This window comes from Streptomyces sp. NPDC111516 (assembly GCF_055635345.1).
Genome location: NZ_JBVKBV010000019.1, coordinates 20338 through 34325 on the forward strand (window position 1 = coordinate 20338; position 13988 = coordinate 34325).

12 protein-coding genes are annotated in these 13988 nt (G+C 68.3%); 4 read left to right on the top strand and 8 right to left on the bottom strand.

The features are described 5' to 3' along the window. Positions 1–223: 223 nt before the first annotated feature. The 8 genes from ACZ7L9_RS28315 to eccB all read right to left on the bottom strand — a co-directional run bounded on the left by ACZ7L9_RS28315 (position 224) and on the right by eccB (position 8256). Positions 224–577: a DUF4333 domain-containing protein gene (locus tag ACZ7L9_RS28315; RefSeq protein WP_471419508.1), complete on the bottom strand. Its 354-nt coding sequence runs from the start codon at positions 575–577 to the stop codon at positions 224–226. Between the two features lie 412 nt (positions 578–989). Continuing rightward, on the bottom strand, positions 990–1289 hold the full coding sequence (locus ACZ7L9_RS28320; RefSeq protein ID WP_471419510.1) for a WXG100 family type VII secretion target: 300 nt from the start codon (positions 1287–1289) through the stop codon (positions 990–992). Positions 1290–1353: 64 nt separating this feature from the next. Then, positions 1354–1713: a WXG100 family type VII secretion target gene (locus ACZ7L9_RS28325; protein WP_471419512.1), complete on the bottom strand. Its 360-nt coding sequence runs from the start codon at positions 1711–1713 to the stop codon at positions 1354–1356. An 81-nt stretch (positions 1714–1794) separates the two neighbouring features. Continuing rightward, positions 1795–3051 (bottom strand): S8 family serine peptidase, encoded by a 1257-nt coding sequence (locus ACZ7L9_RS28330; protein WP_471419513.1) that lies wholly within the window; start codon positions 3049–3051, stop codon positions 1795–1797. Positions 3052–3076: 25 nt separating this feature from the next. Next, complete coding sequence (locus ACZ7L9_RS28335; protein ID WP_471419515.1) at positions 3077–4825, bottom strand: hypothetical protein; 1749 nt, start codon at positions 4823–4825, stop codon at positions 3077–3079. Next, entirely contained in the window at positions 4822–5283 is a 462-nt protein-coding gene (locus ACZ7L9_RS28340) for a hypothetical protein (RefSeq protein ID WP_471419517.1), read from the bottom strand. Before ACZ7L9_RS28340 ends, ACZ7L9_RS28335 begins: the two co-directional genes overlap by 4 nt. 170 nt (positions 5284–5453) lie before the next feature. Then, positions 5454–6710: a type VII secretion-associated serine protease mycosin gene (gene mycP, locus ACZ7L9_RS28345; RefSeq protein WP_471419519.1), complete on the bottom strand. Its 1257-nt coding sequence runs from the start codon at positions 6708–6710 to the stop codon at positions 5454–5456. Between the two features lie 13 nt (positions 6711–6723). Further along, positions 6724–8256 carry a type VII secretion protein EccB gene (gene eccB, locus ACZ7L9_RS28350; RefSeq protein ID WP_471419521.1) on the bottom strand — a complete coding sequence of 511 codons (1533 nt, stop codon included), beginning with the start codon at positions 8254–8256 and terminating at the stop codon, positions 6724–6726. A 182-nt stretch (positions 8257–8438) separates the two neighbouring features. Here eccB and eccE point away from each other — a divergent pair, with 182 nt between their 5' ends. The 4 genes from eccE to ACZ7L9_RS28370 all read left to right on the top strand — a co-directional run bounded on the left by eccE (position 8439) and on the right by ACZ7L9_RS28370 (position 13806). Beyond that, a complete protein-coding gene (gene eccE / locus ACZ7L9_RS28355; RefSeq protein ID WP_471419522.1) occupies positions 8439–9779 on the top strand; it encodes a type VII secretion protein EccE in 1341 nt (446 codons plus the stop codon). After that, positions 9776–10486 carry a hypothetical protein gene (locus ACZ7L9_RS28360; RefSeq protein ID WP_471419524.1) on the top strand — a complete coding sequence of 237 codons (711 nt, stop codon included), beginning with the start codon at positions 9776–9778 and terminating at the stop codon, positions 10484–10486. Before eccE ends, ACZ7L9_RS28360 begins: the two co-directional genes overlap by 4 nt. Positions 10487–10570: 84 nt before the next feature. Then, positions 10571–10804, top strand: coding sequence for a DUF397 domain-containing protein (locus ACZ7L9_RS28365; protein ID WP_406384356.1), 234 nt, complete (start codon positions 10571–10573; stop codon positions 10802–10804). Positions 10805–11133: 329 nt separating this feature from the next. Further along, positions 11134–13806: an SCO5717 family growth-regulating ATPase gene (locus ACZ7L9_RS28370; protein ID WP_471419526.1), complete on the top strand. Its 2673-nt coding sequence runs from the start codon at positions 11134–11136 to the stop codon at positions 13804–13806. The last annotated feature ends 182 nt before the right edge of the window (positions 13807–13988 follow it).

Below are 13988 nucleotides of genomic sequence, written 5' to 3' on the forward strand. Positions count from 1 at the left end.
GCGGGCGTCGACCGCCACGAGAGCGTCCCACCGTTCCCCGACGTGTCCTTGGGCTCATTGCCCGGGCGAGGGCCGCCTCCGCCCGAAGGATGCCCTGCTGAGACTCAACTGCCTCTGCGACGTTCTGGAGCGCACACAGACGTCCGCGTGGAGGCGGCGGGTGAACTCCGCGCCCGCCGCCGGGCCTTTCGCGCGCTCGTCGAGCGCGCGAGAGGCCCAGTTGTCAGTTCGCAGCCGGAGAGGCGGTGTCGTCGGCCTTGATGTCGAAGTTGATCTTGCCTCCCTCGACAGATGAAACCTTGACCGTCACACCCAAGGTGCTGCCGTCACTTGCTGTGAGGGTGCAGCGGGTGGTGTTGCCGACCTTCCCGACGAGGTCGTCGGGGCAAGTGACGTCCGGCTTCGGCTGGTTCGTTGTGGCGGCGAGCTTTTCGGCGACCGTGGTGGCCAGCTTGTCCGCGGACAGCTTCGGATCGGAGTTCCCCACACTGACCGAGCCCGAGCAGCCGGCGAGCAGTGCGCTGACAGCTACGGCCGAGAGGCTCCAAGTCACTGCGGACAATCGGGCTTTGGTCATGGTGCGACCCCTTCGGTTGATCAAGACAGCAGGACGCCGAAAGCATACTTGGCGGCGCTGCTCCGGCATTCCGCCGGAGCAGCGCCCCCACCTGGGGCGGAGCAGTGAACACTTCAGTCTGCACCGAGCAATCGACGGTGTTCCATGGACTCTTCGCTCTACGTGCAGACGATCTCCACCCGCGAGGGGGCAGACCGGAAGAACTGGCTCGTGAAATTGTCGATTGAGACAGTGCCAGTTGGTGATCTGAAACGCGGATGCGCCTCCTCGCTGTGCAGCGAGTGCGCCGAACAAACACAAGTACCCCTGCCTGCGGGCAGGGGCACTGTGCTGTGCTCGGCTCGATGGTCGGGACACAGGTCAGGGTGGGCACCTCCCGCGCGTGCCCACCCTGGCTGTGTTCTACCGCGGCTTACTCGAAGTTGGCCCTCGCCCGCTTGTCGCCTGCATGGTAAGCAGTACCAGCGTCGCGAACCCTTCGGGAGATCTCGCTCAGGGCGTTGTGAATCCCCCTGGCGTCATTGTCCCAACCGGTCTGCGCCGTGTCATAGGCGGTCTTGGCTTCGCCCACCCAGAGCTCAGACACATTGGCGATCATCCGCTTGATGGCCGCAAGGTCCTCTTGGAGCTGCCTGCTCTGCCGCTCAATGTCACCTGCTGCGAGATCGAGACTCGCGTAAGTGACAACCAGTGTGCCGTCGTTGTTCGGCATGCGGTCCTCCCGTGCTATCTAGGTTTGGTGTGGTTGCCTCGTACGTGGTACGGGCAGGGCAGGGTCAGAAGTCGTTGAGGTTCGACATCTTGGCCTCCGCCGCCGCGTCACCCGAGTGACCGCTGACGACGTCGACGCCCTGGAGGGCCTGCTTGATTTCGTCTTCGGTGTTGCCCTTGATGGTCCGGGCCGCCTTCATGGCCTCCTGGAACCTGAGGAGCCGGTGAGCAATGCTGACCATCTTCCGGTTGACCTCCTCCTGCTTCGTGTTGAAGGCGCCGGCACCGATGCCCTGCCATGCGCCTTCCAGGCTGTCGATCGTCCCCTGCAACGTCTTCAGCTGGCCCTTTACGGAGTCGAACCGCGTGGAGAGCTCGCCCTCCAGCTTCAGGAGAGCATCATCTGAGAGCTTCTGATCAGCCATGGTTCCGGCTTCCTTCCTGGTGCTCTTATTCGGTCCGGCTTTACTCGCCGGTGGGTATACGGGTGAAGAACCTACGGTCAGTCAGGCGGCGCGGCGCTTACGGACGAGCGCGAAGGCTCCGCCACTGAGCACGATGACTGCTGCCGCTCCGCCGAGGATCAGGCCGAGCGAACTGCCGTCGTCCTTCTCCTTGCTGGAGCCTGCCACGACGGCGTCGTCAGCCTTTTCTTTCTTCTCGGGCTGTGACGAAGCTGGTGCAGACGGGGTGGGGGAGGCCGAGGAGCCGGACGTCTTTTCCTTGGTGAGGGGGCTGATGTCCGGGGGGCCGGGGTTGCCCTTGCCCTTGAGGATGTTCATGGAGGGGCGAATCAGGCCGTGGCCGAGGTACTTGCTGAGCGTGCCCTTATCCCAGTTACGGCCAGCGGTGTCGAAGAGAACGTTGAGGACTTGGTTCGCGGTCCAGTCAGGGTGGGCGGACCACACCAAGGCTGCGGAGGCGGATGCGATGGCGGTGGCTGCGCTGGTGCCGCCATCGCCGTCGCAGTAACCTCGGAAGGTTTCGTCACACCAATACGGGATGTCGTTACCGGGAGCTGCGATGTCCACGATGTTCCCGTTCTGGGAGTACTCGGCTACCTTGCCCTCGCGGTCAGCCGAGGAGACTCCTACGACCTGCGGGTACGCGGCGGGGTACTGTTCTTTGTTGCTCGTCTCCGCATTATTCCCGACACCCGCGAAGAACAATTTGCCCTTACTTTGTGCGTACTTGACGGCTTCTCGCTCTTCTCGGCCTGGGAAGTCGCTAGCAAACGACATGCTGATGATCTGCGCATCACTGTCCGCTGCGGCCCGGATTGCATCCTCCGTGTCATGCGCATTCACCGAATGCTCATTCTGGAAATTCGTATCGGTGATCCGCATCGGGATGATTTTCGCACCTGGGGCAAGGCCTCGCAGGCCCCCACCCTTGCCCGTTCCGGCAATCAACTCAGCCATGGTTGTGCCGTGCCCGTCATAGTCGTCGTACTCATCGCCGTCGGCCCCTGTAGCGTCAAGCCCCTTCAGGACCTGCCCCTTCAGAGAAGGCGTGGACGCATTGACGCCGGTGTCGATGACAGCAACCTTGATGCCTTCGCCCGTGGTGACCTTCCACATCTCCTCCGCCTGCATCGCGCTGAGGTACCACTGCTTGGACTGCACATCCGCCGCAACCGCAGGGGTTCCCACTCCTGCGAATCCCACGCTCCAAGCAGCAGTCACAGCCATCACGCCGAGCAGACGCCCACGCAACCCGACGGGCATGCGGCGTTTCCGGGTCTGGCTCATTCCTGCTGTCATCCTGACTTCCGAACCTTCCCTGTATCTACTCGATCACCGGAGGTGCGACTCCACGCCGTCCGGCCTCCCACGTCTCTCTGTCCTCAGTCAGGTAGTCCGGACGCGCCGTTCCATCGTCCTGGCCCTCACGGTCGGACTCACGTCGGCCTGCGGGCCCACGAACGAGGCCTGCTCCCCCAGCCGTGAAGCCCTTTGCGCCCGAGCCGGCCCCGGCAGCACCACGAGGCGTACCCACGACTCCGTTCGAGCTGGGAGTGCCGCGCCCACCGGACCGGGGCACGCCGCTCGCTCCGCCGGCTCCGATGACTCCCCGTTGCCCTGTGCTGCCGGCCGAGCCGCCCGCAGGTGCCGTTCCTCCAGCTCCGATGACCGTGCCACGCGGAACACCGCGAGTTTTTCCGGGCGTACTTGCGCCCGGCATGCCGCGCTGCGGGGTCCCACCTGCGATGCCGTTCGCCCGGCCGGCACGCGGGCCAGAGGTTCCGGACCTAGCTGCATGGCCTCCTGCCGTGGGCCTGCCGCCCGTCACGCCGGACCGACCGGCAGCAGGAGACTGGCCCCCGCCTCCTCCACGCCCGGACGTGCCCGTGCCCGAACCCTCGCCCACGGAAGCCGGACGCCCAACCGGAGCTCCGGTGCGCCCATTCACCCCAGGATTACCTTGCGTGGAGCCGCCAGGTCTGACCACGCCGTTTCCGGGCTGGCCGATCGCTCTGGGCATGCCGGTCGACGTCGTGGGTCGCCGCGAGTTCCCTGTCACAGGGTTCAGCAAGGGAGTCGCCGTGGGCTGGGCCGGACCGCCGCCCGGACCTGCGGGACTTGTGGTCGAAGGCGTGGGGGACGGACCGGAATCGGTCACTGGGGCTGGCGGAGCAGCAACACTGTTGATCTCAGTCGATGTGCTCTTGTCGGGAACAGGCAAGGCCGACCCGAGTTCCTCAGCGGACGTCCTGTGCCTGGTATTGCCTGAACTGATGACTTCATGCTTCGCGGTGGGCTCCGACGCACCCCGCGTCGTGCTGTTACCCACCGTCTCGGAGCCTGCCGATGAGCCTCCGGAGTTGGAATTTGATCGGATGCGGCCCCGCGGCCGCGGCATCGCAACATCAAGCTGCTTGTCGAACCGGGGCGGCTCCTGCGCCGCCAGCGTCTCCTCCGAGACCGAGTAGTACGAAGCCAGCCTGTTCGCCTGGTTGATGGCCTCCTGGCGGTCCTTCTCGACCTTCACCGCCGCGACGTACTCCGGGTTGCCCTCGATCCGCTTCGGGGCCTCGATGTCCTCGACGGACTTGCGGTCCAGGCGGTTGTCGCGCGGCGGCAGGGAGTTGCGCACCGAGGCGAGGCCCGTGCCCGCGACCGTGATCTGTGTCCCGGCCGCCTCCGCGAAATCGCCCAGCTTCAGGGCGTGGGCGACCAGGCCATTGCCCCAGTCACGGAAGGCAATTCCGGACTCGCCCTCCCAGTCGACAGCCTTGATGAAGTCGCCCAGCTCATCCGCGGCGACCTTGATGGCCGTCCTTGCGTTCCAGAGCGCATCACCCGCGTCTTCGAGGTGCTCCGGATTGGAGTTGTGGATCAGGTCGATCATCGTGTTGAGCTCGTGGCCCTCGAACGAAGTCCGTCCTGATGAGCCGGAACGTCCGAAGCCGAATGACTCCATGACGTGCTGGACCTGCCGGTTGACGTCAGTGACGATCAGCTGGGTCTGGACGCGTTGCTGGTCCTGCGCCTGCTGTTCCTTGGGAGACAGTTCCGGCTTCTTCGCATCACTCATTCGGCTGCCCACCCCGAGTCGCTCTGCTTGTCGGTGTTCCGAGACTCAGGCTTGTCGGTCTTCTCCGCCTGCGCCTTCTCGTTCTCCTTGTCCAGACGGGTCTGGATCTCGTAGAACCGCCGCCGCACGTCGTCGTCCACGTTGTCGAAGCCGACGGCCGCCGCGTGCACGCCCAGGCTCAAGTACTCGATCTGGTCGCCGAGAGACTTGGAGAGCGAGACGAGCGCCTCGTGGACGCGGTTGTACTGCGTGTACAGCCCGTCTGCCTCCGCGAAGCAGGTGTTCTGACCACTCAGGGCAGCGCGTGACACCGTCTGCGCCGCAATCTTCGACTTGCCGGCTGCCGAACCCTCGAGGTCCGCGAGCAGCGTGTTGACACGCCCCCTGAACGTCTCCAGCGCGCCTACACCACGCCGGAGGTCGCCCGAACCTCCCCCGCCACCGCCTGGATCGGTCACGATCCTGCCCTCCCCGTTTTCCCCGTTTGCTCAGACTGTTACTCGTTGCTATCGCACCCGCGTGAACACGTCTGACCTCATTCCACAAACTCTAGCCACTGACTACGACAGGGCCAACTCTCTTGTCCATCACGTAACTTCCCCCGATCGATCCCCGGTGGACGGCCTCGTCAGGCTTGGCCCACTCCTCCCAGGCGCCTGGACCGCCGTCGGGTATCGCGCACGGCCACGGCGACACCCGCTATCGCGGCAACCAGCACTGCCCCGCCCACCACCACGTAGGTCGCCAGGCGTGCGTTGCGTTCGTCCGCCGTTTCGCCCAGGTGGAGTTCAGCCGGTGTCGGCGCTTCGCCCTTGCTCACACCTTCGTTCGCCACGGGGCGTTCGATGGGCTTGTCGTCCTCCGTCAGGGCGCGCACCGGGTCGACGACGCCCCAGCCCACCAGACGGTCGTGGCCCGCGATCGAGCGTTCCGCCGTCTGCTGGATCTGAGCGACGATCTGTTTCTGCGTCCAGTCCTGGTGCTTGGCCTTGATGAGGGCGGCGACTCCTGCGACGTACGGGGCCGAGAAGCTGGTGCCGTTGTCGGCGCAGTGTCCGCCGCCGGGGACCGTCGAGATCATGTCCACCCCGGGTGCGGCCACGCCCACGAATTCGCCGGACTGGGAGAAGGCCGCCCGCTCGTTGTTGCGGTCCGATGCGGCCACGGCCAGGACACCGTCGTACGAGGCCGGGTAGGTCTCCTTGACGTTGCCGCCGAGCCCGTCGTTGCCCGCGGAGGCGACGATCACGATCTCCTTGGCCAGGGCGGCGACCACCGCCTGCCGCAGAGCGTCCGTGGGCTTCACCGCGTTGGCAGTGTCCTGAGAGATGTTGATGACGTCCGCGTGGGCGACATCGGCTGCGTAGCTGATGGCGTCGGCCAGCGTTTCGGCCGTTCCGTGGCCCTCGGCGTCGTTCTGCTGGATCGGAATGATCGTCGCGTCCGGAGCCAGGCCTGTGAAGCCGGTGCCCTTCACCTCTCGCGCGGCGATGATTCCGGCGACCTTGGTGCCGTGACCGACCGTGTCGGTGGTGCCGTTCTCCTTGCCGCGCTCGACCTTGTTGCCGTTCTCGTCCTTGAGGTCCTTCCGCAGGAAATTACGGCCGCTCCTGGTATCCACGGCCGCCTTGAGCTGAGGGTTCTTGACGTCCACGCCCGTGTCGATGACGGCCACCCGTACCCCCTTGCCGGTGGACTGCTTCCACAGCTCGTCCATCAGGACGCGCTGCAACGACCAGGGGCGGCCCGCGTACTTCTTCGAGGGGAAGGTGCACTGGGTCGAGTCGTCCGCGGCGGCGGGCAGTGCGGGCAGCGTGACGAAGAGGACGGCGGTGGCGGCTGCGACTGTCAGCGGACGCCGGTACGGAGAGGAGTGCGTCGTCATGTGGATGCGCTCCTCAGGAACCCTGCGGCTGACGGGCCGCGCCGGTCGACAGGCGTGGTCCCGTGGGCAGGAACGAGGACCAGGCGGCCGGGATGGGCGCGGGCACGACGTCCTTGTATCCGAGCCGGTTCTGCGCTTGTTGCGCCTCCTGCTGCCGCTGCGCCCTCTCCTCCTTCGTGCCGGATTCGCCGATGCCGGAGTCGTCCTGCACGCTGTCGCCGTTGGACTGCATGGCATAGCGCAGACCGGTGTCGGTGACCAGGAAGAGGGGGCCGGAGTCGGCGCTGGACCCCTTGAACTGCCGGAAGAGCTGTCCGGATCCGGGGGTGACGTAGGCGCTGCTGGAGCCGGTGGGGAGCGTTGCGGGGAAGTCCGTGCCCGCCCATGTGCTGAGCGTGCTGGCCCCATTCTTCGTGGCGACACCACGCAGGACGTTGCACACCGTGTTACGGCTGCCGGCCGCGGCGCTCGCGGAGTTGACGGGCTTCGGCTCGCTCGTGGGCCAGTCCATGTCCTGTCCGAAGGCCTCGCCGGGCTCGAACGCTCCGGCGCTGACATGCCTCTCCTTGCCGTCCTGGCCAAGGCTGACCAGGTCCCGGCTGCTGAGCAGGAGCTTCGCGACGAAGTCCGATACGGGGGCAACCCGGCCGGGCAGGACCACGTAGTGCTGGGTCTTGGTACCGGATGGCGCCGCGAGGACCATCCCCACCTTGTTCGCCCCGGGCGGCAGCTCCCCCGGGATGCCCGCGTCGCTACCGGGAATTCCGGGGACGGTCGGGAAGTCGACCGCGTCTCCGGTGTGCAGGGTGTCCAGCCACGCGGCGGAGACCCGCTGAGGGGCGCGGCCGTCGCCGACCAGGGTGCGAAGCAGCAGTTCGTCCTTCTTCACCTTGTACGCCTTGCCCGCGGCGTCCACGATGTAGCGGGTTCTGGCCGGTCCCGGTCCCTCGACGTACATCAGCTCACCGCCGTGCAGCCGGCCCGCGCCCTCGGTCTTCTTCTGCTCGCGCTCCGCGAAGACGAACGCCGCCTTCTGGATGGCTCTGCCGCCCTCGCCGGGCCGCTCGCAGACGGCCCACCGCTTCTTCGAGCCGGCTTCGTCCTTGTCCGGCAACCGGTCGGGGGCGTACGGGATGCCGAGCGTGGCACCATGCGGGATCTTGCCGTTGTCGAGGACCGATTCGTCAACGTTGATGACCTTGCCCTTGTCCGGGGCAAGGAGAAGCTTGGCGGAGGACATGTTCAGCACCGGGTGGAGCTGCGTCTTGCCATCGGTGTTCAACACCACATAGCGCGTGGTGGATTTGCTGGCGATGATGACGTTCTCGTAGGGAGTGTCCCAATTCTGGGGTGCTACGGGTTTGAACATTCCCCAGGCTCCGAAGGCCGCGAGGATGACGACACCGACGATCGCGCCGGGCACCACTGCACGCAGGGGGCGCGGTGCGCCCTCCTCGGAGCCGGTCGGGTTGGGTTGCAGGAACTGTGCGATCAACCTCCGCTTCGCGAAGGTGTAGGCGTTGAGTTCGTCCCGCCGTGATGCCATCTGTCCGCTGCCCCTTTTCCCCAGTGGGCAACCAGGTTCCCACACACGCCGTGGGCCACTGTCGTCGACTGGGCCCCCTACTATGCCTGTTGGCGTTTGGCCGTCACTGCTCAGGTAGGGTGATCGCCCGGTCAACACCCGTGAAAAAACGGTACATACGGATACGAGGGGGCAACGCGGCGATGGGTGCAGCGACGCGCGAGCGCACGGGGCGGTCTACCCATCGAGCGTCCAGCCCTTCCCGACGGCAACGCGGCAACGAACCGGCCGACGCAGCACCCGCCCCGTCGGCGAACGCCCCTGCGGCGACGACTCTGCGGTCGATCTCGCGGACCGGTCGCCTCGGTCCCGCACTACGGCAGATGGTGCTCGTCGAGGCGGCCCTGGCGGTTGCCGCGGTGGGTGCCGCGCTCGGCGGTGCCTGGCTGGTGCCCGCAGTCGCGGTGGCCTGCCTGCTGGTGCTTCTCGCGGTGGTACGTCGCCGGGGCCACGCCGTACAGGACTGGCTGTCGACGGCGCTCTCCCTCCGCGGTCGCAGGCGAACAGCTGCGGCGTCCGCCGTGGATGCGGAGCCACAACTGGCGCCGGTGGCGGAAAGTGTGCCGGGTTTCGCTCCGTACATCTATGTCGACCGGGACCGTCGCACGGTGGGCATGGTCGGAGACGGCACGTTCCTGACCGCTGTCGTACGGGTCGAGGCCAGCGGTGAATCGCTCCGCCAGGCGCGCGGTGCACGGGCGCTCCCGCTGTCCCTCCTGGGCGATGCCCTCTCGGTGGACGACATCGTGCTGGAGTCCGCGCAGCTCGTGCAGCAGGTACGTCCCGCTCCGGCGCAGCATCTGCCGCAGCAGTCGTCGGCACGGCTCTCCTACGCCCCCCTTCAGGAGCAGACCGGGGCGCCCGCGCTGCGGATGACCTGGGTGGCTGTGAAGCTGGATCCGGAACTGTGCCGGGAGGCGGTCGAGGCGCGCGGGGGCGGAATCGGCGGGGCTCAGCGCTGTCTGGTCCGGGTCGCGGACCATGTGGCGAGCCGGATCACCGGCGCCGGATTCCGGGCCGTGGTACTGGACCAGGAGGAGCTGCACTCCGCCGTGGCGACATCCGCGTGTGCCAATCCCATCCTGTCGGCCCGCGCCGGACGCCCGGATGTCGCACCGCAGCGGCGGACGATGGAGACGACGAGGGTCTGGCGGTGCGACGACCGTTGGCACACCGCCTATGCGGTGGACCGCTGGCCCGAGTTGGGCCGGGGTGCGACTCCTCTCCCGCGCCTCGTCTCACTGTTGACCTCGGTCCCCGCGTATGCGACGACCTTCAGCCTGACGGTGCGACGAGGTTCGCGCCAGGGCGATGTGTCCGTGTCCGGTCACGTACGGATCACGGGTGGATCCGATACCGAACTGGTCGGGGTACGAAGGACATTGGAGCAAGCCGCACGGCACGCCAAGGTCGGCCTGGTGCGGTTGGACCGTGAGCAGTTGCCGGGCGTGCTGGCGACGCTCCCGCTGGGAGGCGCACAGTGACGAATCGCACCGAGCCGAGGCGGGGACTGCGCGGTCCTCGCCACGCGGGGCACACTCTGGCCGCGGAGCACCTGGGCGCACTGTCGTTGCCGGTCGGGGACGACGGAGTGATCATCGGCACCGATGCCGAGGGGCGCCCGCAGATGATCGGGTTCCACCGCCCGGCACCGTACGACGTCCTGTTGATCGGCGGCCTGTGGACCGCGCAGGTGCTGGCGCTGCGTGCGGCGGCTACGGGGGCACGGGTAGCGGTCGAGACCGGGCGCACCCAGGCGTGGACCACTCTGGCGCAAGCCGCGGGTGCCGGTCTCGAGTGCGTCTCCCTCCATGACGTGGGCCGGGTTCCGCCGACCGGAGCGACCGTGGGCAGCCCGGTGGTGGTGGTGCGGGACTGCGGTATGCGCCCGCCTCGTGGCCGGGTGGTGTCCTCGCCCTGGCAGTCGGTGTTGACGCTGCTGCCCTATCTGAGCCCCGTGGCGCCCCGGTTGATGCGGGCGTCGACGCTCGTGGGGGTCCAGCGGGTCTCGCCCGCCGAGGCGGACCAGATCGGCCGGATCCTGGGGCTCGCTCGGGCCGAGAGCGAGGCCCTGCCCACCCTGGCGGACGGTGTCACGCTCTGGGTGGCGGGCCCCGAGCGCCACTGGGTGATGACCAGTGCGACGGATATAGAGAACGGCCTGCTGGGCACTGCTCGCCGAATGGACTGAATACTGTTCCGTTCGCAACCCCGGCCTGCCACTTCCAGGGAGGATGGCCGGGGAACGACACGGTTCGATCGAAGGGACGCCGACATGGGCACCCAGCAGGAAAAGGAAGAGCTCTACGCTCTCGACATCTCGGATGTGGAGTGGCTGAGCGCACCGGGGACCGAGGACGTCGAGGAACGGGTCGAGATCGCGCATCTGCCAGGCGGTGCAGTCGCCATGCGCTCGTCGTTGGACCCGGAGACCGTGTTGCGGTACACGGAGGCCGAGTGGCGCGCCTTCGTACTGGGCGCACGGGACGGTGAGTTCGACCTCACGTAGGCAATGGCGAGGGGAAAGGGTGGCTGTCCGAACACGGTGGCCACCCTTTCACCACGCCTGGATATGTAGCGAATTGACCGCTTCGGCCTGTGCGCTCTGCCGTACTCGGGGCACTCGAGGGCGGTGCGCGACCTACTGGACAGTTTCTGCCGTGCGGTACGGCCTGCCGCACCGAGCCCGATGACGATTAGGGTGGGTCGGGGGGCAGCAGAAGAACCTGCGGGCAGGCGATGCACGTCCCAAGGGGGAGAGCCGGGCGGATCGGACAACGGGAACGGTCGCCCCCACCCACCACGGCACAAGGGTGCTCGACCACACCAGGAGGCAAAGTGAACGGCGATCGGGACGAGATCCGCGGGGGCTGGCACAAGCCCGTCGACGAGTCGTCCGACGCGGAGCCCGCCGAGATGACGGGTGAGTTCACCATCGACTACACCCCGCCCGCCTGGTACACGCAGAACGCGCCGGGGGACTCGTCGGGCGGTGCCGGATCGCACCTGGCGCCGCCTCCGCCGCCCAGCGGGGCGCCGGTGTCCGTGCCCGCGCCGCAGGCCAGGGGCGGTTTCGACCCCAACTGGGCTCCGGCGCCGCCTGCGCCCGCCCCGGTTCAATCCGCGGCGGATGACTTCGCTCCTTCGCCTGCTCCTACTCCTGCGGAGGGAGCGGGAGCTTCTGCGGAGGGAGCGGGAGCGGTGGCTTCCGGCGGGATGACGGACCCGTTCGGGGGCGGTGACGTGGAGAGCGGCGCGACCATGCGGTTCTCGCCCGCCGCGCTGAAGCGGGAGATCGCGGAGCGCGAGGAGGCGGCGAAGAGCGCGGCCGGGGACGGCTCGGCCGCGGACTCGGGTTCCGCGGAACACGGTGCCGGGGCAGGCGCTGGTGCCGACCGTACGGACGAGGGCGAAGCTCCCGGTTCCGGTTCCGGTTCCAGTTCCGGTTCCAGTTCCGGTTCCGTTTCCGCGGAGGCCGCGGATGCGCCCGCCGATGAGCCCGACGGCGCTGCCGCCGCGGATTCCGGTGCCGACGCCGGGGCGCCCGCCGAGCCTCCGGGCAGCGACATGACGAGCGGTACTGCGGACGGGCCGGAGGGTGCTGCCGCGGCCTCGGACGCCGTCGCGGACGCGGTGCCCCAGGTCGCACCGTCCCCCAGCGCACCGCAGGCCGCCCCGGCGCCCGCCGCGCCGACCGCCTGGACCCCGGCGCCGCCGCAGGGCGCTCTGCCGCCGCTGCCGCCCGCCTTCCAGCCCGCCGCACCGCAGCCCGCCGCGCCCCAGGCTGCGCCGCAGTGGCCCGCACAGGCTCCGGCCGGCCAGGGGCCCGGTGGCTACGGATTCCCGCAGACCGGAGCACCCCAGCAGCCGCAGGCACCCCACCAGTCGGCACCTCACCAGCCTCAGGGCGGTTACGGCTTCCCGCAGCCGCCCCAGACGCCCCATCAGTCGCAAGCGCCCCAGCCGCCCCAGTGGCCCGCGCAGCAGGGCGCGCCCCTCCCGCCGCAGGTCCCCCAGGCGCCCCAGCAGCCGGTCCAGGGCACGCCCAATCTGCCCGCACAGGTCGCCCCGCAGCAGCCTGTGCCCCAGCAGCCCGCCCAGCCCCAGCCGCAGCAGCAACAGCCCCACGGACAGCCCGTCGACCCGCGCACCGGTGCCGCCTGGCCGACCCCGGTCACGCACGACCAGCGCGAGCGTTCCGTGCCCGGCGCTCCGCTCGGGTACACGGCGGCGGTGGAGCTCTCCTCCGACCGGCTCGTCCGGGGCAAGCAGAAGGCGAAGAGCAGCCGCACGCCGTCCGGCGCGGCCCGCTTCAAGCTCGGCGGCAAGAAGGAGGAGGCCGAGCGGCAGCGCAAGCTCGACCTGATCCGTACGCCCGTGCTGTCCTGCTACCGGATCGCGGTCATCAGCCTCAAGGGCGGCGTCGGCAAGACCACGACGACCACCGCCCTCGGCTCGACCCTGGCCACCGAGCGGCAGGACAAGATCCTCGCCATCGACGCCAACCCGGACGCGGGCACGCTCGGCCGCCGGGTGCGCCGGGAGACCGGGGCCACCATCCGTGACCTGGTCCAGGCGATCCCGTACCTCAACTCGTACATGGACATCCGCCGCTTCACCTCGCAGGCGCCCTCCGGTCTGGAGATCATCGCCAACGACGTGGACCCGGCGGTCTCCACGACGTTCAACGACGAGGACTACCGGCGCGCCATCGATGTGCTGGGCAGGCAGTACCCGATCATCCTCACCGACTCGGGCACCGGTCTGCTCTACAGCGCGATGCGCGGAGTGCTGGACCTCGCCGACCAGTTGATCATCATCTCGACTCCGTCGGTCGATGGTGCGTCCAGTGCGTCCACCACGCTGGACTGGCTGTCGGCGCACGGGTACGCGGAACTCGTGCAGCGTTCCCTCACCGTCATCTCCGGAGTCCGAGAGACCGGCAAGATGATCAAGGTCGATGACATCGTGCAGCACTTCGAGACGCGCTGCCGCGGGGTGATCGTCGTACCGTTCGACGAGCATCTGGCGGCCGGCGCGGAGGTCGACCTCGACATGATGCGCCCCAAGACCCGCGAGGCGTACTTCAACCTCTCCGCGATGGTCGCCGAGGACTTCGCGCGCGCTCAGCAGCAGCAGGGGCTCTGGACGTCGAACGGCGTCAATCCGCCCCCGCAGTACGCCCCGCCGATGCCGGGCCAGCAGCAATACGCCCCGCAGCAGCCGCAGCAGCCGTACCCCCCGCAGCAACAGCCGTACGGCGGCCAGCAGCCCCCGCAGCCGTACCCCCCGCAGCCCGGCCCCGGAGTGCAACAGCACGGCTGGCAGCAGTCGTTGCCCTCCCAGGCCCGGTCTGCGGCGAGCCCGGCCGGTCCGCCGCCGCCTCACCAGCAGCAGCCCGGCCTGCCTGGTCAGCCGGGGCAGCCCGGTCAGCCGGTCCCGCCCGAACTGCAGGGTCCCGTACCGCCCGCGGGCTGGCAGCAGCAGCCGCCGCCAGCGCCTCAACAGTAAGGCAACAGAGGTCTAAACCAATGAGGGCCCGTACCGTCTCCACGGTGCGGGCCCTCTGCTTATTCCCGCAGCCCACACGCCGTTTCGAGGACCGTTGACGCGACTCGACCCTCGCTGATAAACCTTCGCTTCACCAGCTGGCGAACCAGAGATCAACCCGCCTTCTCCGTGCGAGTCATGAC